Source organism: Sphingomonas sp. Leaf257, from assembly GCF_001422185.1.
GTDB lineage: Bacteria > Pseudomonadota > Alphaproteobacteria > Sphingomonadales > Sphingomonadaceae > Sphingomonas > Sphingomonas yabuuchiae.
In genome coordinates this window covers 153,325-175,505 of record NZ_LMMH01000036.1, presented here as the reverse complement: position 1 = coordinate 175,505, position 22,181 = coordinate 153,325, and the positions used below count along the sequence as shown (strand labels likewise).

The following is a 22,181-nucleotide window of genomic DNA, read 5'->3' as shown; positions in this document are numbered from 1 at the left end:
CATCATCCCTGTATTCGAAACCCGCGCGTTCAGCCCGCGCGCTGCGGACGCTGCTCGGCCACGGCGGGGCGTGACGCGATGCCTGCGGCATAGGCCGCCGCGCCGCAGAGAACGGCGCCGGTGACGAGCATGACCAATACGTGCTTCATGATGCGTATCCCCTATCGTCCCTGTCAGATGCCTTCACGATCGAAATCGTGGCTCTTCAACTCTCTAACATCGAAAAGGCGCCCGGTCACCGCAGCGGCGGCGGCCATGGCGGGGGACAGCAGATGGGTGCGCGCACCGGGGCCCTGGCGACCGACGAAATTGCGGTTCGAGGTCGAGGCACAGCGTTCGCCCGCGGGCACCTTATCCGGGTTCATCGCCAGGCACATCGAACAGCCCGGCTCGCGCCATTCAAAGCCCGCCTGCACGAAGATGCGGTCCAGCCCCTCTTCTTCGGCCTGACGCTTGACCAGCCCCGAGCCCGGAACGACCAGCGCACGGACGCCGTCCGCCACCTTGCGGTCGCGCGCCACGGCGGCGGCGGCGCGCAGGTCCTCGATACGGCTGTTGGTGCAGCTGCCGATAAAGACATGCTGGATGGGCACGTCCTGCATCGCGGTGCCCGGGGTCAGCCCCATATAGTCCAGAGACTTGCGCGCCGCTTCGCGCTTCGACGGATCGGCGAAGCTGTCGGGATCGGGCACGACGCCGGTGATCGGCACCACGTCCTCGGGGCTGGTGCCCCAGGTCAGATTCGGTGCGATGTCGGCGGCGTCGAGAGTCACGACCTTGTCGTAGACCGCGCCCGGATCGGTCGGCAGCGTCCGCCACCAGGCAACCGCCTTGTCCCAATCCGCGCCCTTGGGGGCCATCGGACGCCCCTTCAGATAGGCGAAGGTCGTCTCGTCCGGCGCGATCAGGCCGGCGCGTGCGCCGCCCTCGATCGACATGTTGGCGATGGTCAGGCGACCTTCGATCGACAGGTTGCGGATGACGCTGCCGGTGAATTCGATGACGTGGCCTGTCCCGCCCGCCGCACCGATCTTGCCGATGATCGCCAGCACCACGTCCTTGGCCGACACGCCGTGACCCAGCACGCCGTCGACGCGCACTTCCATAGTCTTGGACGGCGAAAGCAGCAAAGTCTGGGTCGCCAGCACATGCTCCACCTCCGACGTGCCGATGCCGAAGGCCAGCGCGCCCAGCGCGCCATGCGCCGAGGTATGGCTGTCGCCGCAGACCAGCGTCGTGCCCGGCAGCGTAAAGCCCTGTTCCGGCCCGACGACATGGACGATGCCCTGCGCCGCCGCCGTCGCGTCGATATAGTCGACGCCGAACTCGGCGGTGTTGCGGCGAAGCGCGTCCAACTGCTGCGCGCTTTCCGGGTCGGCGATGGGCAGGAGGTTGCCGTTCGCGTCCTTGCGCGGCGTCGTCGGCAGGTTGTGATCGGGCACCGCCAGCGTCAGTTCGGGACGGCGCACCTTGCGCCCGGCGGCGCGTAGCCCCTCGAACGCCTGCGGGCTCGTCACCTCGTGCACGAGGTGACGGTCGATATAGATGAGGCAGGTGCCATCGGGCCGCCGTTCGACAACGTGCGCGGCCCAGATCTTCTCGTACAGAGTCTGGGGTCGTTGGGCCATGATGCGGGCGCTGTTATCCGAAAAGATGCGCAACGCAAAGGTGTGGCGCAATGTTATTTCTTTAGGATGGCGAATTTGTCATGCAGCGAAGGCCACGCCCCTCCCATCACCTCTGGGCGCGAAAATCCGCCGTTACGCCGCCACATTCGGCCAGCTCGACCTCATGATCCGGGTCCCGCCACGTCTCGGCCAAGGCCTGCGCTTCCCAGTCCAGCACCGCCGGATGAGCCAGTACCGTCTCGACCCAGGCTGCCGCCACCGCACCGACATCGATGCCGTAGGTCCGCACCCGGAACGCGACCGGTGCGTAGAAGGCATCGACCGCCGAGAACCGATCGCCCGCCAGCCAAGGCCCACCGAATTGCGACAGCCCCTCGCCCCATAATTCCGCCAGCCGTGCGACATCGCGCTCCAGCCGGGGTGACGCTGGCTTGGCGTCCACCCGCACCCCGATATTCATCGTCCGCTCGGCCCGCAGCGCGCCGAAGCCGCCATGCATTTCCGCCACCGCGCACATCGCCCAGACCCGCGCCGCTTCGTCCTCGGGCCAGACACCCGGATGCCGTTCGGCCAGATACAGCGTGATGCCCAACGAATCCCAAACGGTCCGCTCGCCATCGATCAGCACCGGCACCTGCCCCGTCGGCGAAAAGGCGCGGAACGCCTCGTAATTCTCCGTCGCCGCAAACGGCTCGATCCGGTCGGCAAAGCCGATCCCCAACGCCTTCATCAGCAACCAGGGGCGCAGCGACCAGCTGGAATAATTCCGGTTCGCGGTGACGAGGGTATAGGCCATTAGCGGTCGAACTTCGCCGTGGTCTTCGCCGCCACCTCATCGGCGGTGACACCCGGCGCGCATTCGATCAGGCGGAAGGCGCTGTCGTGATCGGGGCGCTGGAACACCGCCAGATCGGTGACGATCATGTCGACGACGTTGCGCCCGGTCAGCGGCAGGGTGCATTCGGGGATAAATTTGGGGCTGCCGTCCTTGGCGTTATGCTCCATGACGACGATGATCTTCTTGACGCCCGCGACCAGATCCATCGCACCGCCCATGCCCTTGATCATCTTGCCGGGAATCATCCAGTTGGCGATGTCGCCGCCCTCGGACACCTCCATCGCGCCCAGCACGGTCAAGTCGATATGCCCGCCCCGGATCATCGCGAAGCTGTCGGCCGACGAGAAATAGACCGAGTGCGGCAGTTCGCTGATCGTCTGCTTGCCCGCATTGATCAGGTCGGGATCGACCTCGTCGTCATAAGGGAACGGCCCGATGCCCAGCATCCCGTTTTCGGATTGCAGCGTGACCTCGACCCCTTGCGGGATATGGTTGGCCACCAGCGTCGGGATGCCGATGCCGAGATTGACGTAGAAACCGTCCTTCAGTTCCTTGGCCGCACGGGCGGCCATTTCGTCGCGGGTCCAGGCCATCACTGCTCTCCTGTCGGGTGCCACCGCCGGTCGGCGGGGAAGATGTCGTCCGCGCTGCCCTTCAGCGCCTTGCCGTAAACGGGGTTCGGGAAGACGAACCAGCCGCGCCCCCAAAGGGCCGCGACGCGCGAGCCATCGGCCCGGACACGCCGCTCCGCCACCGGGGCAGATGCGTTGAACAACTCGCTGAAATCGCCCAGCTGATCGCCGCCCATGGCGATCACGCAGTAACGCTGTGCAATCTGCCAGCGACGCGGGTCCTTGTTGTCCCCGCTGCCCGTGTCGGGGCGCACGAACAGCGTGTCGCCATGCACCGCCGGGCCAAGCCCCGCCGCGTCGATCACGCGCGCCGCACCCGCCGGATCGTCGCGGTTGGTGTTGAAGATCACGGTTACGCCCATGGTCCGCAGATCGGCGATCGCCGCCGCCGCGCCGGGCGTGGGCAGGACGGCATGGCCATCGCTCTGCTCCCAGGCGCGCCAGCGGGTGTTGAAATCGCGACCCGAACGGCCGTTCAAATCGTCATATTCGAAGCCGAGATTTTGCAGGACCGTCTCGTCCACATCGAAGACGGCGGCGGGTCGCTTGCCCGCGCATGGCACGAAGCGCGGGTTTTCGAGGCTCGCGCCCTGCGCCAGCACGACGCTGTCGGCCTGCGGGCGGCGGATGCGGTCGGCGGCATAGGTGACGAGGGCGTTCCACGCCTGACGCGAGATCGCATCGGCTTCGGCCGAGCCGTAGAGATATTGCATCCCTGCGAGTTTGGGGTTGGTTGCGAGTGGTGGGGGTGCGGCGCTGTTGTTGCCGACGGCGACGACGCAGCCGGATAGGGCAAGGGCGGCGGCGAGTGCGGCGCCTAGCCTCAGACCGGGTAGACCTCTCCCAACCCCTCCCGCTTGCGGGAGGGGAGAGGTGATTTGGCGACTGTGTTGCTCAATCATCATGCGTTTCATGAACCACACCTCCGCCAAAAGCGCTCCCCCTCCCGCAGGCGGGAGGGGGTCGGGGGGAGGGCTGGCGCGCTCCGCATCCCCCGCCCCCCGAAAATCAAACCCGCTCGCGCACCGTGCGGAATTCGATCTTCTTCTCGTACGGCGCGCCGACGATCATCCGCTTCACATAGATGCCCGGCAGATGGATCTGGTCGGGATCGAGCGAACCGACCGGCACCACTTCCTCCACCTCGGCGACGCAGATGCGCCCCGCCGTCGCCATCGGCTGGTTGAAGTTGCGCGCGGTCTTGCGGAAGATCAGGTTCCCGGCCTCGTCGGCCTTCCACCCCTTGATGATCGACAGGTCGGCACGGATGCCGCGCTCGAGGATATAGTCCTCGCCGTCGAAGCTCTTCACTTCCTTGCCCTCGGCGACCTTCGTGCCGACGCCGGTCTTGGTGTAGAAGCCGGGGATGCCAGCGCCCCCTGCCCGGCAACGCTCGGCGAGCGTGCCCTGCGGACAGAACTCGACCTCCAGCTTGCCGCTGAGATATTGCCGCTCGAACTCCTTGTTCTCGCCGACATAGGACGAGATCATCTTCTTGACCTGATGCGAGCGGAGCAGCTTGCCCAGCCCCACGCCGTCGATCCCGGCATTATTGCTGGCGATGGTCAGGTCCTTGACCCCGGCGGCCTCGATCGCGTCGATCAGCCGCTCCGGGATGCCGCACAGGCCGAAGCCCCCGGCGCAGATCGTCATGCCGTCATGGAGCAGGCCGTCGAGCGCGGCGGCCGCGTCGGAATAGAGCTTCTGCATGGGCGTCCTCCCTGTGATGGAGGAAGCGTTAGGCGGAGCCACGGAGCCGGGTCAAGCCAGCGTTTGCGCTTTGCGCGGGCCAGCGTTTGCGCTTTGCAATGAAGCGGCGTTAGGCTGGCCTCCATGACCTTAAAAACCGGCGGACGCCTGCTTGTCGATGCGCTTCTCGAACAGGGGTGCGACCGTATCTTCACCGTGCCGGGCGAGAGTTTCCTGGCGGTCCTCGATGCACTGCATGACACGCCCGCGATCGATCTGGTGACCTGTCGGCAGGAGGGCGGCGTGACCTTCATGGCCTGCGCCGACGGCAAGCTGAGCGGACGACCGGGCGTGGCGTTCGTCACGCGCGGGCCGGGCGCGACCAATGCGGCGATCGGGGTCCATGTCGCACGGCAGGACTCGCAACCGATGATCCTGTTCATCGGCGATCTCGACCGGGGCACCCGCGACCGCGAAGCCTTTCAGGAGGTCGATTTCCAGGCGATGTTCGCTCCGCTCGCCAAATGGGCGGCGCGAATCGACGATGCCGCGCGCATCCCGGAATATGTCGCCCGCGCCTATGCCACCGCGATGAGCGGGCGGCCGGGGCCGGTCGTCCTCGCGCTGCCCGAGGACATGCTGTGCGACATGATCCAAGGCACGCCCCGCCCCCGCATCGAACGCCCGTCGCAGGATGTGCGGATCGAGGACGTCATGGCCGTGCAGGATCTGATCGCCAGGGCCGAGCGCCCGGTCGCGATCATCGGCGGCGCGCACTGGAATGACGATGCGGTGGCACTGGCCGAGCAATGGGGTGAAGCGGCGGGCATCCCGCTGGTCGCGGCATTCCGGCGGCAGGATGCCGTGTCAGCCGACTGCGCGGTCTATGCCGGCAATTTGGGCTATGGCCCCAATCCCGCGCTGGTCGCTCGGGTGAAGCAGGCCGACCTGCTGATCGTGCTGGGCGCGCGCCTGGGGGAAGCGACGACCGACGGCTATAGCCTGATCACGCCCGACCATCCGGGTCAGACGCTGATCCATATCCATCCCGACCCGGAGGAGTTGCACAGCATCTATCGCACCGATCTGGCCCTGTGTTGCGATGTGGACCGGGCGCTGGGGATGCTGGAACTTCTGGCGACGGAAGCCGCCGCGCCGCATCCCTCCGGTGCGGAAGCCCATGCCGCCTATCGCGCATGGACCGATCCGACCCCGCGCGATGGCGTGACGCTCGATCTCGGCCAATGTGTCGCGGCGATGCGGGAGGTCCTGCCCGCCGATTCGATCCTTTGCAACGGCGCGGGCAATTATTCGGGCTGGTGGCATCGCTACTGGCGCTACGAGCCGGGATGTCAGCTGGCCCCGACCTGCGGCGCGATGGGCTATGGCGTGCCCGCCGCCACCGCCGCCGCGCTGCGTCATCCGGAGCGGATGGTGGTGGCGCTGGCGGGCGATGGCTGCTTCCTGATGAACGGACAGGAACTGGCGACCGCCGTGCAGCATGGTGCTTCGATGTTGGTGATAGTCGTCGACAATGGCGGATATGGCACGATCCGCATGCATCAGGAGCGCGAATATCCCGGCCGCGTGGCGGCAACCGCACTCGCCAATCCGGACTTTGCGGCGCTGGCGCGTGCTTATGGCTGCTGGAGCGAGACGGTGACGCGGACCGAGGACTTCGCCCCTGCCCTGTCTCGCGCCATGGCGGAGACGGGCGTGCGCCTGTTGCACCTGAAAACGGATATCGAGGTCATCACTCCCGCCACCACGCTGTCACGAATCGCCCAGCGATAGGCCCATTTTGGCGGGAGGCACCGTTGCAGGTGCCAGCTTGCGCATGGGCCTTCGACCTCGGGATGGAAGGCCACGAACGCAGCCGAGTTGAGACATTCGCTCTGCTTGCAAGAGCTTCGGCCAGCCAAGACCTCATCCTGCACTCAAAGTAACGCTATCATAAAATCGATTGCATAACTTTGAAGAGTCCAGACAAAAGAAAACCGCCCCGGCGCAAACCGGGGCGGCGAGTTCGTTGCTGATTGCTTTAGTCAGAAAACGACTAGCAGGTTCAGATGTTGTCGCCAAGAGCGCCCTTGACCGAACCCTTCATCTGTTCGCCCTTGCCCTTGACCTGCTGGGCTTCGCCCTCGGCCACGAGCTTGTCGTTGTTGTTGTGCTCGCCAATGGCTTCCTTGGCCTTGCCAACCAGCTCGTTGACGTTGCCCTTGATCTTGTCGGTCAGCTCACCCATTGCGGCCTCCATTTACTGGGGATTGACAAATCCCGTTGAACACTCGGAAACACAACGGTTCGTTACGCGGCAAGTTCCGTGAAATTAAAGTTAGATCAGGCCCGCAAGCGGGCTGGAAGGGTCGGCGTAGCGCCGCATGCCCATGCGCCCGGCACGGTACGCCATGCGCCCCGCCTCGACCCCCGCCTTCATCGCGCGGGCCATCAGCACCGGGTCCTTGGCCTCGGCGATCGCGGTGTTCATCAGCACGCCGTCGCAGCCCAGCTCCATGGCGACAGCGGCTTCCGAGGCGGTGCCGACGCCCGCATCGACCAGCACCGGCACCTTCGCCCCCTCCACGATCAGGCGGATCGTCACCTTGTTCTGGATGCCCAGCCCCGAGCCGATCGGCGCGCCCAGCGGCATGATCGCGACCGCCCCGACATCCTCCAGCCGCTTGGCGGCGATGGGATCGTCGACGCAATAGACCATCGGCTTGAAGCCTTCCTTGGCCAGGATCTCGGTCGCGCGCAGCGTCTCATACATATCGGGGTAGAGCGTCTTGGCCTCGCCCAACACCTCCAGCTTGACCAGGTCCCAGCCGCCCGCCTCGCGCGCCAGCCGCAGGGTGCGGATCGCATCCTCGGCGGTGAAGCAGCCCGCCGTGTTGGGCAGATAGGTGATCTTCTTCGGGTCGATAAAATCGGTCAGCATCGGCGCGTTGCGGTCCGACACGTTCACCCGGCGCACCGCGACCGTGACGATCTCCGCCCCCGCCGCCTCGACCGCCGCCGCATTCTGCGCGAAGTCCTTGTACTTGCCGGTCCCGACGATCAGGCGCGAGCGGAAACGCTGGCCCGCAACTTCCCACGAATCATCGTCCGCGACCGTCACCGCATGGTCGCCGCCGCCGACGAAGTGCACGATCTCGATCTCGTCGCCATCCTCGACCTCGACCTGCGCCAGCGTCGAGCGCGGCACCACCTCCAGATTGCGCTCCACCGCCACCTTTTCGGGCACCAGCCCCAGCTGGTTCGCCAGATCGGCCAGCGACAGGCCCGCCGCCACCCGCTTATGCTCGCCATTCACGGTGATCGTCACGGTTCCATCGGTATGGGGCATATGTGTCACTTACCATGCAAGTCGCTGCCCGCTCGACGTGGGATAGGGCATGCGGTTAAGGAAGGCCCTCGATCTAGGCCCGGCCATCCCGAGCCGCAACCATGGGAGTGCCGATGCCCGCGACCGTTTATGTCCTCAACGGGCCGAACCTGAACCTGCTCGGCCTGCGCGAGCCGCATATCTATGGCCATGACACGCTGGACGATATTGCGGGGCTGCTGGAGGATCGCGCGCGCGAGCTGGACCTGGCGATCGACATGCGCCAGTCCAACCATGAAGGCCATCTGATCGACTGGCTGCACGAGGCCCAGGCTTATGAGGCGAAAGCCGTGCTGCTCAATGCCGGGGGCTTCACCCATACGTCGATCGCGATCCATGACGCGATCAAGTCGGTGACGACCCCGGTGATCGAGGTTCACCTATCCAACCCTCATGCGCGGGAGCCATTCCGCCATGAGAGCTTCATCGGGCGTGCCGCAAAAGGCACAATCGCGGGTTTTGGCGCGCATTCCTATCTGCTCGCGCTTGAAGCCGCGGCCCGGTTCTGACAGGAGCGCGTCCCATGACCGAAAAGACCGAACAAGCGATGAAGGTCGATGTCGACCTCGTCCGTCAGCTCGCCGAGCTGCTCGACGCCACCGCCCTGACCGAAATCGAGGTCGAGCATGGCGACCGCAAGATCCGCGTCGCGCGCAAGGCCGCAGCCGTCGCCCAGATGGGCTATGCGCCGGCCCCTGCGCCCGTGGCCGCCCCGGTGGCCGCGCCCGTCGCTGCCGCACCCGCCGCAGCGGAAGTCGGTGCCTCGGCTCCGGCCGCGTCGGCCAACGCCGTAAAGTCGCCGATGGTCGGCACCGTCTATCTGTCGGCCGAGCCGGGCGCCAAGCCCTTCGCCGCCGTCGGCCAGAAGGTCGCCGCCGGTGACACGCTGCTGATCGTGGAAGCCATGAAGGTGATGAACCCGATCACCGCGACCCAGGCGGGCACCGTCACCGCCGTCCTGGTCGAGAACGGCCAGCCGGTCGAGTTCGACCAGCCCCTGGTCGTCGTCGAGTAAGCCGCCTTGGCGCAGATCAAGAAACTCCTGATCGCCAATCGCGGTGAGATTGCGCTTCGCATCCACCGCGCCTGTCACGAGATGGGGATCGAGACCGTCGCCGTGCACTCCACGGCCGACGCCGATGCCATGCATGTGCGCCTCGCCGACCAGGCGGTGTGCATCGGCCCGCCCGCGGCCGCCGACAGCTATCTCAACATCCCGAACATCATCTCGGCCGCCGAAATTTCGGGCGCGGACGCGATCCATCCGGGTTACGGCTTCCTCTCGGAAAACGCCAAGTTCGCCGAGATCGTCGAGGCACACGGCCTGATCTTCGTCGGCCCGAAGCCCGAGCATATCCGGATCATGGGCGACAAGGTGGAGGCCAAGCGTACCGCCGGTGCGCTCGGCCTGCCGCTCGTCCCCGGTTCGGACGGCGCGATCTCGGATCTCGATGAGGCCAAGGCGCTGGCCACCAAGATCGGCTATCCGGTGATCATCAAGGCGGCATCGGGCGGCGGCGGACGCGGCATGAAGGTCGTGCCCTCCGAGGACCAGCTCGAAACGCTGATGCAGCAGGCCGGTTCGGAGGCGAAGGCCGCGTTCGGCGACTCGACCGTGTACATGGAAAAATATCTGGGCAATCCCCGGCATATCGAATTCCAGGTGTTCGGCGACGGCAACGGCCAGGCGATCCATCTGGGCGAGCGCGACTGCTCGCTCCAGCGCCGCCACCAGAAGGTGCTGGAGGAAGCCCCCTCGCCGATCATCACGGCCGAGGAGCGCGCCCGCATGGGCGGCGTCGTCGCCAAGGCGATGGCCGATATGGGCTATCGCGGGGCGGGCACGATCGAATTCCTGTGGGAAGACGGCGAGTTCTATTTCATCGAAATGAACACCCGCCTTCAGGTCGAGCATCCCGTCACCGAGATGATCACCGGACTGGATCTGGTCCGCGAGCAGATCCGCATCGCCGAGGGCCATCCGCTGACCCTGCGCCAGCAGGACGTGCAGTTCCGCGGCCATGCGATCGAGTGCCGCATCAACGCGGAAGACCCGCGCACCTTCGCCCCCTCGCCGGGCACGGTGAAGATGTATCACGCACCGGGCGGCATGCATGTCCGCGTCGATAGCGGCCTCTACCAGGGCTATAAGGTCCCGCCTTATTACGACAGCATGATCGCCAAGCTGATCGTCTACGGCACGACCCGCGAAGGCGCCTTGCGCCGCCTCCGCCGCGCGCTGGAGGAGTTCGTGATCGAGGGGATGAAGACGACCATCCCACTCCACCAGTCGCTGCTCGACGACCCCGAATTCCAGAAGGGCGACTATACGATCAAGTGGCTGGAGGAATGGCTGGCCAAGCAGGGCGCGTAACCTCCTACTCCTCCCCCTGCAGGGAGGAAAACTTGGCCCCCTCCCCGGTCGGGAGGGGGCTTTTTCATGCCCGAAAGCGGGGATTACCCCTCCACATTCCCCGCCACCCATGCCAAAAGCGTCGGCGATGAAGGCGACGATCCTCCACAACCCGCGCTGCTCCAAGTCGCGCGAGGCGCTGGCCCTGCTGAACGAGGCCGGGGCGAATGTGACGGTGATCGAATATCTGAAGACGCCGCCGAGCGCCGAGGAACTGGCGCGGCTCTATGCCAAGGGCGGGCTGTCGCCGCGCGACGGGTTGCGCAAGGCGGAGGCCGAGGCCAAGGTGCTGGCCGACGCGGATGACGCGACCGTGCTGGCCGCGATGGCCGCCCATCCGATCCTGATCGAGCGGCCACTGGTCGAGACGCCCAACGGCGTCGTGATCGGACGGCCTCCCGAAGCGGTGCGGGGCATCCTGTGACCGCTGCCCATAATTTGAGCAGCACTTGGCACCATGCCCGCTTTTCGGGCGCAATTCTGATCGATTTCTTACCCTCTTACGAGGGAAAGGCAGTTGGCACGATCCCTGCTACGCGCAGGGTCGGGCGAGGGTTCGAACAACATCGGGGGCAGTCAGGCTCGTGAAAAAGATTGAGGCGATCATCAAGCCGTTCAAGCTCGATGAGGTGAAGGAGGCACTGCACGAAATCGGCGTGTCCGGCATCACCGTCACCGAGGCGAAGGGCTTCGGCCGCCAGAAGGGCCATACCGAGCTCTATCGCGGCGCCGAATATGTCGTCGACTTCCTGCCGAAGGTGAAGCTGGAAGTGGTGGTCGAGGACGGCCTGGCCGAACGCGTGGTGGAGGCGATCGCCGCCGCCGCGCAGACCGGCCGGATCGGCGACGGCAAGATCTTCGTGATCCCCGTCGAGACCGCACTGCGCATCCGCACGGGCGAACGCGACGACGCGGCGATCTGACGCACCCCATACTCATCCGTCACCGGGCTGACATTCGGCCCCACTAAACACGTATCACCGGCCCCGGCCTTTCGCCGGAGGGCGGCCAAGCAGAGAGAGAACGGAACATGGCGAATACGGCCAGCGATATCCTGAAGCAGATCAAGGACGAAGAGATCGAGTGGGTCGACCTGCGCTTCACCGATCCCAAGGGCAAGTGGCAGCACCTGACCATGGTCGCCTCGATCCTGGGTGAGGATGAGCTGACCGACGGCCTGATGTTCGACGGTTCGTCGATCGAGGGCTGGAAGGCGATCAACGAGTCGGACATGGTCCTCAAGCCCGACCTCGACGCCGTGTACACCGATCCCTTCTCGGCCACCCCGATGCTGATCGTGTTCTGCGACATCGTCGAGCCGTCGACCGGCGAGCTGTACGCCCGCGATCCGCGCTCGACCGCCAAGCGCGCCGAGGCGTTCGTGAAGACCACCGGCATCGGCGACACCGTCTATGTCGGTCCGGAAGCCGAATTCTTCATGTTCGACAATGTGCAGTTCGACACGAACTATGCATCGTCCTACTTCAAGATCGACGATATCGAGCTGCCAACCAACACCGGTCGCGAATATGAGGGTGGCAATCTCGGCCACCGTCCGCGCGCCAAGGGCGGCTATTTCCCCGTCGCGCCGGTCGACTCGGCCGTCGACATCCGTGGCGAGATGGTTTCGACCATGCTCGAAATGGGCCTGCCCTGCGACAAGCACCACCACGAAGTCGCCGCCGCGCAGCACGAACTGGGCATGACCTTCGGCACGCTGACCCAGACCGCCGACCGCATGCAGATCTACAAATATGTCGTGCATCAGGTCGCGCAGGCCTATGGCAAGACCGCGACCTTCATGCCGAAGCCGATCAAGGAAGATAACGGCTCGGGCATGCACACCCACTTCTCGATCTGGGAAGGCAAGACCCCGCTGTTCGCCGGCAACGGCTATGCAGGGCTCTCGGAAACCTGCCTGTACTTCATCGGCGGCGTCATCAAGCATGCCAAGGCGCTGAACGCCTTCACCAACCCGACCACCAACAGCTACAAGCGCCTGGTGCCGGGCTATGAAGCGCCGGTGCTGCTCGCCTACTCGGCGCGCAACCGCTCGGCCTCGTGCCGCATCCCGTACGGCACCGGCCCGAAGTCGAAGCGCGTCGAAGTGCGCTTCCCCGACGCGCTGGCGAACCCGTATCTTGCCTATGCGGCGCTGCTGATGGCAGGTCTGGATGGTATCCAGAACAAGATCCATCCGGGCGAGGCGATGGACAAGAACCTGTACGACCTGCCGCCCGCCGAGCTGGCCCAGGTCCCGACCGTCGCCGGTTCGCTCCGCGAAGCGCTCGACTCTCTGGCCGCCGACCACGACTTCCTGCTGAAGGGCGACGTGTTCACCAAGGACCAGATCGAGAGCTATATCGAGCTGAAGATGCACGAAGTGATGCGCTGGGAAATGACCCCCAGCCCGGTCGAATACGACATGTATTACAGCGGATGATCCAGCCCCTGCACGATGTCACTACGGGGAAAGGGGCCGCAAGGCCCCTTTCTTTTTGGGAGGAGTGGAAAGGTGCTTTTCGGCTTCGGTTTTTCCGCCCCGATCGACCTGTTGAGCTGGGTCGTCGCTCTCATGCTCAGTGCCAAGCTGATCGCCACGCTGGTGCTGCTTCTGGTGGATAGAGATGTCAGGGATCGGCCCGGATGGGGACCGATATTATGGTGGGTCACCAAGCTGACGCCCATCATCGCGATCCCCTGCGCCGTTGCCATCGCCCTGCTGCAACGACAATTCGACGCAGCATTGCTCTTCGGTGCCATGGCTTTGTTCGTCGCCATAGCCGTACCGCTCAAGGTCACGCAGCGGCACGCGCGCATCGCGCGGGGGACGCGTTGAACGAACAGCCTAAAACCATAATTCAGGTCATGCGCGGTTCGCCCATCTCGTAAACGACCAGCCGCCGCTCACCGATCCCCAGTAAAGGCCACGCCGCCCGCCATTCGGCGATGTGCAGCGAGGCGAAGTGTCGATCCAGCACCGCCTGGTCGGTCCACAACTCCTTCACATGGATGAGGCCGGGATCGAGCACATCCTCGGCATAGCCATAGTCCAGGCATCCCGGCTCGGCGCGGCTGGCCTCTACCATGCGCCGCATGACCGGGCGCGCCGCGTCGAGCTTGTCCGGGGGCAAGCAGATGGTGCCGACGATCAGCAGCATGTTACTTTGCCGTGGCCACCCGCTTGGCCGACAGGATCTTCACCGGCGCGGCCAGCATCTCACCCTTGAACGGCCCCTTGGCAGGGTCGGCGGGCCGGTCGAGGATCTTATGGATCACGTCCATCCCCTCGACCACATGGCCGAAAGCGGCATAGCCCAGATTGTCGCCGGGCTTGGACGGATCGGCGTCGAGCGAGGGCTGGTCGCCGACCATGATCGTGAAGTCGCCGCGCGCCGATCCGGGGGCGAGGCGTGCGATCGAGATGGTGCCGTCCGTGTGCTTGATGCCGGTCTTCGTCGTCGGCTCATGCGCGATCGGGGGCAGGATGCGCTTCGGCTCGTTCTGGATGCCGAACTGGACGAAGCCGAAATCGGGCGCGACGCGGACCGTGCGATAGAAGGTCACGCCGTCGAGCCGATGCTGGTCGACATAGCGCAGGAAATTGGCGGTGGTGATCGGCGCATGGGTGCGGTCGAGGTCGATCACCACGGGGCCGAGGCTGGTCTGCATCGCGACGCGGACCATGACGGGCTTGGGGGCCTCGGTGGTGGCGGGGGCTGGCGGGGTCGCGGGGGTGGTCTGGGCGGCAAGCAATGCGAGGGGCAGGAGCGCGATCATCGGGGTCTCCGGGTGCGGAACTGGCGTCAGGTTAGCGGGGATTTGGGGCGGGGTGTATCCCTTGGGCTTCGACTTCGCTCAGCCTGAACGGAGTTTGGGCGGATCACACCAAAACACCCGAAGTCGAAGCCCACGCGCGCCCTTACGGAATAAGAACCGTACTTCCCACCGTCTCCCCCGCTTCGATCGCCCGGTGCGCCTCGGCCGCATCGGTCAGCGCGAAGGACTGGCCGATCTCCGGCGTGATCGCGCCCTTTTCCAGCATCGCGAAGACCCGCGCGATCAGGCTGCGCTTCTCGTCCGGCGTGACGGCATAGTCGAACAGGGTCGGACGGGTCACGAACAGCGAGCCCTTCGCGGCCAGGATGCCCAGATTGACGCCGTCCACCGCGCCCGAGGCATTGCCGAAGCTGACCACCAGCCCGCGCCGCGCCGTGCTGTTCAGCGAGGCTTCCCAGGTCGCCTTGCCCACGCCGTCCAGCACCACGGGCACGCCCGCGCCGCCGGTGATCTCGCGCACGCGGGCCGCGACGTCTTCCTGCCGGTTGAGGATGACATGATCGGCCCCCGCTGCGCGAGCCTTCTCCGCCTTGGCCTCGGACCCGACGGTCGCGATCACGGTCGCGCCGATCGTCTTCAACCAACCGACCGCGAGATGTCCGACCCCGCCCGCCGCCGCATGGACCAGCACGGTCCAGCCGGGTTGCACCTTGGCGCAATCCTCGATCAGGAAAGCGGTCGTCGCGCCCTTCAGCAGGATCGCGGCCGCCGTCCGGTCGTCGACATGGTCGGGCAGCGGCACCAGCAGGTCGGCCGCGACGTTGCGCGCCGTGGCATAGGCCCCGCGCGCCGGGCCGAACACGCCCACCCGGTCGCCGACCGCGAAGTCGGTCACGCCCTCGCCCACCGCCTCGACCACGCCCGCCGCCTCGGAGCCCAGCTTGCCCGGCAGGTCGATCGGGTACAGCCCGCTGCGGTGATAGGTGTCGATATAGTTCAACCCAACCGCATGGTGGCGCATCCGCACCTCGCCCGGCGCGGGCGGGGGCAGTTGCTCGTCACGCCACTGGATGACCTCGGGCCCGCCGGTCTTGTCGATAAAGGCGGTCTTTTCCATGGGCCAAACTCCTGTTCGCATTCGCGCGGGCCAACGTCTCAATAGTCCCTGGATATCCGCACATTCACATTCTGCCGCCCCAGCGTCGAGATGCTGGAGAGCAACGACAGCCAGCGCGTCACCTGGAACTCGATCTGCGTCGCCGAATAGCCCTGCCCGTCGGTGATGATCTCGGCATAGAAACGCCGGGTAATGTATTTGCCCGCCGCCACGGAAGTGGCGCGGCCGATCTGGACGTCGGCGGGCAGCACGCGAAGCCGGTCCAGCCCCGCCGCGCGCCGCACCGCGTTGATCGGGTTCAGCCCGTTGCCGCCATCCTGTAGCGCGGCCACGGCGGCGGCGAGCTGCAACGCTTCCGGCGCGGACAGACTAGCGATCGAGGTGCCGAAGAGCAGGCGCGAGAGCAGCTCGTCATTGGGCAGCGCGGGCGTGCTGGAAAAGCCGATCTCGGGTTTCAGCGCGGTGCCGGTCACGCGGATCGTCGCGCTCAGCCCCTGGACATTGGCGTTGGCCGCGATGTCGAGCGCGGGGTTGGCGGGCACCTCGCCGCCGAAGCGGATGATGCCGCGCGCTAGATCGAACTCGCGCCCCGCAAATTCATAATCGCCGCGGATCAGCGTCGCCTGGCCGGTGATCGCCGGATTGTCGGGCGTGCCGCCGATCTTCAGGTCCGCCGACCATTCGCTGTTCAGCCCCAGGCCCGACACGATCAGCCCGCCCGGCGCGCGCGCCTTCACCGCCAGCGTCCAGGGCTTGCGCGGGACATCGTCCTCCTCGCCGCCGCCCGGGATATTGATCTCGCGGATGTTGAGCTGCGGCACGGCGGTCGCCGCCGTCGCGCGGCCCAGCCGATAGCGGCTGCGGTTCAGCACCACATCGCCCGCGATCGTGCCGCCCGCACCATCGGAATGGAAGGTCAGCGGCCCGGTCACGGTCGCACCGATATCGTCGCGCGCGATCATCGTCGCATTGGCCGCGTTGAGCGAGAGGTCGAGGCCGACCCCCTTGGCGGCGGCGAAGTCGAACTGGCCGGTGCCGCTGACCCGCCCGTCCTTGCCCGCCTGCGCGGCGAAGCGATCGATGACGAGGCGCGATCCACCGAACCGGCCGCTGGCCTGCACGTCGGTCAGCACGGTGCCGGTGGTCGCACTCTCGATCCGCGCGCCCACCGCCTTCACCGCGCCGCGGATGACCGGCTGGCTCAGCGATCCCGTCACGTCCGCGCCGATCGCGACCGGGCCGGACAGGTCGAACATTTCGACCCCGGTCAGCCGCCACAGCGTATCGGCGGGTCCGGCATAACGAAGCTGCGCGATCAGCCGTCCCGCCTGCATCCGGCTGGCCCAGTCGCCTGCGCCGCCGGGCATGATCCCAGGTACGATCAAAGCCTGGCCGCGCCCGATGATCTTGCCGCCCGAGGCCATGACCGCGCGCACCCCCAGCCGGTCGGCGGACAGCACCCCCGCCACACCCATATCGATCGGGCGAGAGGTCAGGACGAGGCCCGCCCGGGTCAGCCCCCGGATGGTCAGGTCCGCCTTGCCGGTCGGCGCGCCCGTCACCTGGCGGACGGTCAGCGTGCCGGTCGCGGTGCCGCCCAGCCCCAGTCCCGGATAGCCGATATCGAGCACGGCGAGCGGCATTCGCGTCAGGCTGGCCTGGATCGCGGTCGAGTCCCGGTCGAACCGGCCCGCCAGCGTCGCTTCGCCGCCCGCAAAGCTCAACCGCGTCGGCGCAAGCGCCCAGCCGTCGCCGTCACGGGTGACGACGGCGGGCGACAGCAGTTGCAACGGCCGCCGGTCGAGCGTCCCCTGCGCCGTGGTCGAGAAACGGTCGGGCGCAACCTGCGTCACGGTCTGGATCGAAAAGGCACGGCCGCGCGATCCCGAAATGCCGACCCGCACTTCGCCGTTGCCGCCGCGCATCCGGGCGGTGCCGGTCAGTTGCGCGATATTGAACGCGCCGCGCCGCAGCCCTTGCGCATTGGCCGTGCCCTCGACCGAGGCTCCGGCGGGATCGAGCAGCGCGATCAGGTCGACGCGGCCCTGTCGGACGGTCACGCCTGAAATCTGCGCCTGGCGTGCGGCCAGATGCGCCTCGATCCGCTGGACCTCGCCGACCGGGCGGAACAGCAGTTCACCCGACAGGCCGCCGCTGCCGATATCCATACGACCGGCGAAACCGCCCGGCACGACGGTGAGTGCGCCCGTCGCCCGCGCCCCCGCGACCAGCAATGGCTGAATCTGGATCACCGCATTCTGCCCGCGCGGGAGCAGGATCGCCCCGCCCGCCTGGAACGGCCCCAACCGCGAGCCGCCTGCAGCGCGGAAGGCAAAGCCCTGATCATTGGGGTCGAGATGCAGCCGCACGTCGCGCAGGCCCATCGCCGCATTGGGCGAGGCGAGCAGCAGGTCGAGTGTCGGCCGGTCGATCCGCCCGTCGAGCACCATCTGGACCGGGCCATAGCTCCGCTGCCGCCCGCCGCCGACAAAGTGGAAGGTACCGTCGCGCCGCCGGATCGCCTCGCCGGTCAGGCGGATGTCGGGTCCGGTCAGCACCAGGCGGCGGAAATGGAAGATACCGTCGGTGCCGCGCTCCAGATCGGTGGTCAGGAGCGGCAGCCCGCCCGCCAGCGATCGGAGAAAGGCGTTGTCGAGCCGCCGGACCTGGGCTTCGCCACGCCCGACGACACGCGTGCCATGGCCGTCCGGGCCGGGCACGGCAGACAGGCGAGACTTCACATCGACGATGCCGAGGCCGGGGATGAGGTAACGCTGAAGCGCGCCGTCCAGCCCGACGTCATAGCGTCCGTTGGTCAGGTCGATGCGCAGGTTCAGCCGCCCCGCCAACTTGTCCGAGCGGAGCGCCAGCCCCTGCCCCATGATCTCACGCGGGGTGATACGCAGGTCGCCCGCCGCCGACAGCCGGTGAAGGATGCCCCCCGCCGCCTCGCCCACGCCGGTCACCCGCGTCGCGGTGAAGCGCACCGGCAGGGTCAAGGGCCAGCGGCCCTGCAACCGGCCCTTGCCCGTCGCGACGGCCTGCTCGAACCCGGTCTGGTCGAAGGCGAAGCGCGTCGCCGCCAGCCGATAGTCGAATGCCGCCTGATCGAACGCCCCGTCCAGCCGCAGGGTCATGGCGATCGCCTGTCCGCTCATGTTGCGGAACAGTGCCTCGGGCCGGACCAGCCTGGCGTCGACGCGCAGCCCCTCAAACCGGTTCGCGCCCAGATCAACGACGCCCCGCGCCTTCACACGCAATGCGGGCGAACGCAGGACCAGTGCGCCGTTCAACTGGCGGTCGGCAAAATCGGCCTGTCCGGCGACGATGACGCGCGGCGCGGTCAGCCGCTGGAGCCTCCCATGCAGCACGAGCGACGGCGCGATCTGTCCCGACAGGGCATAGCGGCCCGCCTGGGCCGACAGGCGCAGATCGACCGCGCGCTGTCCGCCGATCCGGCCTTTCGCCATGCCGTCCCAGCGCATCCAGCGACCCGCCCCGGCAACGTCGAGCGAGACGGGCGCGCGGACGCCCGCCGCCCTGGCCAGCACGCCGTCCTTCGCGCCCCGGGCCTCGACCGCCAGATCGAAACGGTTGTAATCGGGCCGCGCGTCGAGATGCAGGCGTAGCCGGTCGCTGCCCGCCACCACGCCGTTCAGCGTGACGACTGCACGGCCATCGCGAATGTCCGCCCGCCCCTCGACCTTCGCCACCCGCTCGCGGCCCAGCACGCGCGGCGCGAGGACCAGCCGGTCGAGCCGCAGCCGGTCGATGCGGATGTCGAAATCGGGCAGGATCGGGGTCTGCCGCCCCGTGCTCCGGGTATGCGGCACATGGAACAGCGTCGCCGTCGCGGCCTCGACCCGGCGGATATCGAGCGTGCCCCGCGCCCAGTTCAGGGGCTTCCAGTCGAGTCGTGCCTGCGGCACCTGCACCAGCAGCCCGTCCAGATCATAGACGCGCAGGTCGACCAGCCGCATGTCGGCATAAAGCGACCCGTCGATCCGCCCCACGGAGAACCGGAGCCCCGTCGGCGTGCGGATGGTCGCAATCCGGTCCGCAACCCAGCGATGCCCGATCGAGGTATCGACGATGCCCAGCGCCGCCAGCACGATACCGACCAACGCCGCCACCGCGATCGCGACAGCACGGCCCCAGCGGAAGCCCCGCCGCGCGTCGGGTGCGGGCTCCACGTCGTCGGTCAAAAGGCCTGTCCCAGCGAGACATAGACCGCGACCCGGCTATCGCCCTTTTGCGGATTGAGCGGGGTGCCGACATCGAGGCGGATCGGCCCGAAATTGGAATAATATCGCACGCCCAGCCCGGTGCCGAAGCGCAGGCCCGTCAGGCGCGGCAGCGGCGAGGTGGAGATGTTACCCGCATCCAGAAAGGGCACCACGCCGAAATTCCCGAAGGTGCGCACCCGCGCCTCGATCGAGAATTCGGCCAGGCTGCGCCCGCCGATCGGGTCGTTGTTCGCGTCGCGCGGCCCGATCGCCTGGAAACCATAGCCGCGCACCGAGGCGCCGCCGCCCGCATAGAAGCGCCGCGACGGCGCGATCTGGTCGCGGGGCGCCCCCAATATCGTACCCAGCCGGGTCCGCGCCGCCAACACCACCCGGTCGCCGAACGGGTGGTAGAGGCTCGCATCGATCTGGGTCCGGGTATAGCCGAACACGCTGCCCTGTAGCGACACCTCCGGGCTGATCCGCCCGCCCAGCCGGAAGCCACGCGTCGGGTTCAGCAGGTCGTCCGAGCCGTCGTAATTCAGGCTGGTCGGCAGTGCGCCGATGAAGAAGGTTCGCCTGCGCGGCTGCCCCGTGCTCTCGATCACGTCGCGCTCGTCCGAGGTCAGCAGCTCGCCCCCCAGCGACCAGGTCCAGGTCTTCTGGAAGAAGATGTTCGTCTGGCGCTCCAGCCCGGCCGACAGCGACAGCGTCTTGGCCTCATAGGCGTCGCGCAGGATGTGCGCGGCCGAGAATTGCGCGGTTAGCACCCGGTCGCGGCCCTGGAAATTGTTGCGGCGGAACACGATCGCGCCCAGCTGCTCGCGGGTGCCGAGCACGCTGCGCAGGGTCAGTGCGCCTTCGGGCGGGAAGAGGTTGCGGTCGGTCCAGTTCACCGTCGCGCTTGCGCCTTCGCCGGTGCCATACCCCAGCTCGCCCGCGATGGTGTGCGGCGGCGCAGGCTCCAGCCCGACGGCGATGTTCACCGTCTCGGGCGTGTCGCCGGGCACGGGCTTCACCTCGACCGACGACACGAGGCCCGTCTGCACCAGCGCGCGGCGCAGATCGTCCAGTCCGGCGGAGTCGTAAGGCTGGCCGGGCGAGAAGCGGGCGATCTCTTGGACATGTTTGGCGTCGAACAGCTTGTCGTTCGCCATGACGATCCGGCCATAGCGGCGGGGCAAACCCGGATCGACCGTCAGGTCCAGCGTCGCGGTGCGCGCGGCGCGGTCGACCACGATCTGCGGATCGCCGACCTTGGCGAAGGGGAAGCCCTCCTCGCCCACCACGGTCTTCAACCGCGCCTCGCCCGCGACGATGGTATCGGCATTCACCGGATCGCCCGGTTTGATCCCGAACGCCTTTTCCAGCGGCGCGGCCTTGTCGCCCGCCGCCGTCACCCCATCCAGCGTAACGCCCGCGAAGCGATAGAGATTGCCCGGCACCGCCTCCAGCAGGACGGTCGGCTCGTTGCCCGGCTCGATCCGGGTCGTTACCTGCGCATCGTAATAGCCCGCCCCGCGCAGCAAATTGATCAGCAACTGGGCATCCTCGCGCGCACGCCGGTCGAGCTGCGCGGCATTGGCGGGCTCGCCGTCATTGGCGTCGAGGGTGGAAAGCTGCTCGAAACGCTGGCGGACCAGCTCGCCCGCGCCGTCGATCCCATCGACCCGCCAGCGATAGCGCCGCTCGGCCGCGGCATCGACGGTGGCGGCCATGGTGGCCATCGGATCGCCCGGCGCGGTCGCCAGGTCGGGCCAGGCGACGCCGATCTCCGGTAGGGGCGCCAGCGGGGCCGAGGGGTCGAGCATGGTCGGATCGTCGGGCAGGTCGCTGCCCGGTATCGTCTGCCCCATAGGCGTCGTGGACGTCGGCGGGGTAGCGGAGCTTGCGACCTGCGCAGCCGCAACGGCGGGCCAGCCCGCGCCGCCAAGACCCATTGCCAAGCATATGATGGCGGCCGAGCGGCGCGGCCGCCCGACGCGGACCATCATGCGCCAATCCCTAGCCGCGCGGATGCGACAGCGACACCCCAAAGCACCATCATCTGGACAGATTTGCCGATCCGGTCGTCGCGAAGCGCTTCGGGTCCGCCGGACGGTCCACCTAGTGAACGGTGCCGATCGCCTCTTCGCTGGACAACAGGTCGATCAGCCGCTCGATCTGGCGCCAGCGGCAGAAATGGATGTGATTGCCCTGATCGCGACTGCGATCGGCGCGCGCGGCGGCTTCGCCGCTCGCCGCCAGGCCAAAGGTTTCCATCATCTCGGCGGCGTCCGCCACGTCTCGATCGGTCAGGAATGGCGCGACATAGGCGTCGCGAAAATCGCGCATGGAATCTCCCCCCGGAACCGCGCTGTGAAACTTCGGAGGGCACCCCTAGGCGCGGGTTATGAATTTAACCACCCCCTGAAATGGTTAACCCGATTTCGACCATGGATGGCTGGTTTCGCGCCCCCGCGCATGGCAG

21 protein-coding genes are annotated in these 22,181 nt (G+C 67.1%); 8 read left to right on the top strand and 13 right to left on the bottom strand.

Going from position 1 to position 22,181, the window contains the following annotated elements; all coding sequences use genetic code 11:
• Positions 1 to 173 precede the first annotated feature (173 nt).
• The 5 genes from leuC to ASF14_RS19685 form a co-directional block, all read right to left on the bottom strand.
• Positions 174 to 1,628, bottom strand: a complete 1,455-nt coding sequence (leuC, locus tag ASF14_RS19705) for a 3-isopropylmalate dehydratase large subunit (RefSeq protein ID WP_056439492.1) — start codon at positions 1,626 to 1,628, stop codon at positions 174 to 176.
• 106 nt (positions 1,629 to 1,734) lie between these two features.
• Positions 1,735 to 2,424 (bottom strand): glutathione S-transferase family protein, encoded by a 690-nt coding sequence (locus tag ASF14_RS19700; RefSeq protein ID WP_056439362.1) that lies wholly within the window; start codon positions 2,422 to 2,424, stop codon positions 1,735 to 1,737.
• The gene (locus ASF14_RS19695; protein WP_056439489.1) at positions 2,424 to 3,059 is read right to left on the bottom strand and encodes a CoA transferase subunit B; all 636 of its coding nucleotides are present in this window, start codon (positions 3,057 to 3,059) and stop codon (positions 2,424 to 2,426) included. The genes ASF14_RS19700 and ASF14_RS19695 overlap by 1 nt, the downstream gene beginning before the upstream one ends.
• Positions 3,059 to 3,811 carry an HAD family acid phosphatase gene (locus ASF14_RS19690; RefSeq protein WP_236697162.1) on the bottom strand — a complete coding sequence of 251 codons (753 nt, stop codon included), beginning with the start codon at positions 3,809 to 3,811 and terminating at the stop codon, positions 3,059 to 3,061. Before ASF14_RS19690 ends, ASF14_RS19695 begins: the two co-directional genes overlap by 1 nt.
• A 295-nt stretch (positions 3,812 to 4,106) precedes the next feature.
• Positions 4,107 to 4,808: a CoA transferase subunit A gene (locus tag ASF14_RS19685; RefSeq protein WP_056439359.1), complete on the bottom strand. Its 702-nt coding sequence runs from the start codon at positions 4,806 to 4,808 to the stop codon at positions 4,107 to 4,109.
• A 123-nt stretch (positions 4,809 to 4,931) separates the two neighbouring features.
• On the opposite strand from ASF14_RS19685, the gene ASF14_RS19680 reads away from it, so the two are divergent.
• On the top strand, positions 4,932 to 6,581 hold the full coding sequence (locus tag ASF14_RS19680; RefSeq protein WP_201780634.1) for a thiamine pyrophosphate-binding protein: 1,650 nt from the start codon (positions 4,932 to 4,934) through the stop codon (positions 6,579 to 6,581).
• A 271-nt stretch (positions 6,582 to 6,852) separates the two neighbouring features.
• Here ASF14_RS19680 and ASF14_RS19675 read toward each other — a convergent pair whose 3' ends face one another.
• Both ASF14_RS19675 and thiS read right to left on the bottom strand, forming a co-directional pair.
• Positions 6,853 to 7,035 (bottom strand): CsbD family protein, encoded by a 183-nt coding sequence (locus ASF14_RS19675; protein ID WP_056439483.1) that lies wholly within the window; start codon positions 7,033 to 7,035, stop codon positions 6,853 to 6,855.
• Positions 7,036 to 7,125: 90 nt separating this feature from the next.
• Positions 7,126 to 8,136, bottom strand: a complete 1,011-nt coding sequence (gene thiS, locus ASF14_RS19670; protein ID WP_076715492.1) for a sulfur carrier protein ThiS — start codon at positions 8,134 to 8,136, stop codon at positions 7,126 to 7,128.
• A gap of 113 nt (positions 8,137 to 8,249) precedes the next feature.
• Between thiS and aroQ the strand changes: the two genes are divergently transcribed.
• The 7 genes from aroQ to ASF14_RS19635 all read left to right on the top strand — a co-directional run bounded on the left by aroQ (position 8,250) and on the right by ASF14_RS19635 (position 13,427).
• Positions 8,250 to 8,684, top strand: coding sequence for a type II 3-dehydroquinate dehydratase (aroQ, locus tag ASF14_RS19665; RefSeq protein ID WP_056439353.1), 435 nt, complete (start codon positions 8,250 to 8,252; stop codon positions 8,682 to 8,684).
• A gap of 14 nt (positions 8,685 to 8,698) precedes the next feature.
• Entirely contained in the window at positions 8,699 to 9,190 is a 492-nt protein-coding gene (gene accB, locus ASF14_RS19660) for an acetyl-CoA carboxylase biotin carboxyl carrier protein (protein ID WP_056439351.1), read from the top strand.
• Positions 9,191 to 9,196: 6 nt separating this feature from the next.
• On the top strand, positions 9,197 to 10,549 hold the full coding sequence (gene accC, locus ASF14_RS19655) for an acetyl-CoA carboxylase biotin carboxylase subunit (protein WP_056439348.1): 1,353 nt from the start codon (positions 9,197 to 9,199) through the stop codon (positions 10,547 to 10,549).
• A 127-nt stretch (positions 10,550 to 10,676) separates the two neighbouring features.
• Positions 10,677 to 11,012 (top strand): arsenate reductase (glutaredoxin), encoded by a 336-nt coding sequence (gene arsC / locus ASF14_RS19650; protein WP_056439343.1) that lies wholly within the window; start codon positions 10,677 to 10,679, stop codon positions 11,010 to 11,012.
• Positions 11,013 to 11,172: 160 nt separating this feature from the next.
• Entirely contained in the window at positions 11,173 to 11,511 is a 339-nt protein-coding gene (locus ASF14_RS19645; protein ID WP_007405799.1) for a P-II family nitrogen regulator, read from the top strand.
• Between the two features lie 107 nt (positions 11,512 to 11,618).
• Positions 11,619 to 13,031, top strand: a complete 1,413-nt coding sequence (gene glnA, locus ASF14_RS19640; RefSeq protein ID WP_042490094.1) for a type I glutamate--ammonia ligase — start codon at positions 11,619 to 11,621, stop codon at positions 13,029 to 13,031.
• 72 nt (positions 13,032 to 13,103) lie between these two features.
• Positions 13,104 to 13,427: a hypothetical protein gene (locus ASF14_RS19635; protein ID WP_236697161.1), complete on the top strand. Its 324-nt coding sequence runs from the start codon at positions 13,104 to 13,106 to the stop codon at positions 13,425 to 13,427.
• Positions 13,428 to 13,449: 22 nt separating this feature from the next.
• On the opposite strand, the gene ASF14_RS19630 is transcribed toward ASF14_RS19635, so the two are convergent.
• The 6 genes from ASF14_RS19630 to ASF14_RS19605 all read right to left on the bottom strand — a co-directional run bounded on the left by ASF14_RS19630 (position 13,450) and on the right by ASF14_RS19605 (position 22,045).
• Entirely contained in the window at positions 13,450 to 13,749 is a 300-nt protein-coding gene (locus ASF14_RS19630) for a putative quinol monooxygenase (RefSeq protein ID WP_056439339.1), read from the bottom strand.
• Position 13,750: 1 nt separating this feature from the next.
• Positions 13,751 to 14,368 (bottom strand): peptidylprolyl isomerase, encoded by a 618-nt coding sequence (locus tag ASF14_RS19625; RefSeq protein WP_056439336.1) that lies wholly within the window; start codon positions 14,366 to 14,368, stop codon positions 13,751 to 13,753.
• Between the two features lie 142 nt (positions 14,369 to 14,510).
• On the bottom strand, positions 14,511 to 15,485 hold the full coding sequence (locus tag ASF14_RS19620; protein ID WP_056439334.1) for a quinone oxidoreductase family protein: 975 nt from the start codon (positions 15,483 to 15,485) through the stop codon (positions 14,511 to 14,513).
• 38 nt (positions 15,486 to 15,523) lie between these two features.
• Positions 15,524 to 19,690, bottom strand: coding sequence for a translocation/assembly module TamB domain-containing protein (locus ASF14_RS19615; protein WP_082442366.1), 4,167 nt, complete (start codon positions 19,688 to 19,690; stop codon positions 15,524 to 15,526).
• Positions 19,687 to 21,702 carry an autotransporter assembly complex protein TamA gene (locus ASF14_RS19610; RefSeq protein ID WP_443025849.1) on the bottom strand — a complete coding sequence of 672 codons (2,016 nt, stop codon included), beginning with the start codon at positions 21,700 to 21,702 and terminating at the stop codon, positions 19,687 to 19,689. Before ASF14_RS19610 ends, ASF14_RS19615 begins: the two co-directional genes overlap by 4 nt.
• 115 nt (positions 21,703 to 21,817) lie before the next feature.
• The gene (locus tag ASF14_RS19605) at positions 21,818 to 22,045 is read right to left on the bottom strand and encodes a hypothetical protein (protein ID WP_056439331.1); all 228 of its coding nucleotides are present in this window, start codon (positions 22,043 to 22,045) and stop codon (positions 21,818 to 21,820) included.
• Positions 22,046 to 22,181: the final 136 nt, after the last annotated feature.

What these genes read in the sequence shown, in the direction of transcription:
- ASF14_RS19695 (WP_056439489.1), bottom strand. Translation starts at nt 3,059, where the DNA reads ATGGCCTGGACCCGCGACGAAATGGCCGCCCGTGCGGCCAAGGAACTG.
- glnA (WP_042490094.1), top strand. Translation starts at nt 11,619, where the DNA reads ATGGCGAATACGGCCAGCGATATCCTGAAGCAGATCAAGGACGAAGAG.
- ASF14_RS19700 (WP_056439362.1), bottom strand. Translation starts at nt 2,424, where the DNA reads ATGGCCTATACCCTCGTCACCGCGAACCGGAATTATTCCAGCTGGTCG.
- ASF14_RS19610 (WP_443025849.1), bottom strand. Translation starts at nt 21,702, where the DNA reads ATGGTCCGCGTCGGGCGGCCGCGCCGCTCGGCCGCCATCATATGCTTG.
- leuC (WP_056439492.1), bottom strand. Translation starts at nt 1,628, where the DNA reads ATGGCCCAACGACCCCAGACTCTGTACGAGAAGATCTGGGCCGCGCAC.
- accB (WP_056439351.1), top strand. Translation starts at nt 8,699, where the DNA reads ATGACCGAAAAGACCGAACAAGCGATGAAGGTCGATGTCGACCTCGTC.
- arsC (WP_056439343.1), top strand. Translation starts at nt 10,677, where the DNA reads ATGAAGGCGACGATCCTCCACAACCCGCGCTGCTCCAAGTCGCGCGAG.
- ASF14_RS19690 (WP_236697162.1), bottom strand. Translation starts at nt 3,811, where the DNA reads ATGCAATATCTCTACGGCTCGGCCGAAGCCGATGCGATCTCGCGTCAG.
- ASF14_RS19620 (WP_056439334.1), bottom strand. Translation starts at nt 15,485, where the DNA reads ATGGAAAAGACCGCCTTTATCGACAAGACCGGCGGGCCCGAGGTCATC.
- ASF14_RS19680 (WP_201780634.1), top strand. Translation starts at nt 4,932, where the DNA reads ATGACCTTAAAAACCGGCGGACGCCTGCTTGTCGATGCGCTTCTCGAA.
- thiS (WP_076715492.1), bottom strand. Translation starts at nt 8,136, where the DNA reads ATGCCCCATACCGATGGAACCGTGACGATCACCGTGAATGGCGAGCAT.
- ASF14_RS19685 (WP_056439359.1), bottom strand. Translation starts at nt 4,808, where the DNA reads ATGCAGAAGCTCTATTCCGACGCGGCCGCCGCGCTCGACGGCCTGCTC.
- ASF14_RS19625 (WP_056439336.1), bottom strand. Translation starts at nt 14,368, where the DNA reads ATGATCGCGCTCCTGCCCCTCGCATTGCTTGCCGCCCAGACCACCCCC.
- ASF14_RS19630 (WP_056439339.1), bottom strand. Translation starts at nt 13,749, where the DNA reads ATGCTGCTGATCGTCGGCACCATCTGCTTGCCCCCGGACAAGCTCGAC.
- aroQ (WP_056439353.1), top strand. Translation starts at nt 8,250, where the DNA reads ATGCCCGCGACCGTTTATGTCCTCAACGGGCCGAACCTGAACCTGCTC.
- ASF14_RS19605 (WP_056439331.1), bottom strand. Translation starts at nt 22,045, where the DNA reads ATGCGCGATTTTCGCGACGCCTATGTCGCGCCATTCCTGACCGATCGA.
- ASF14_RS19675 (WP_056439483.1), bottom strand. Translation starts at nt 7,035, where the DNA reads ATGGGTGAGCTGACCGACAAGATCAAGGGCAACGTCAACGAGCTGGTT.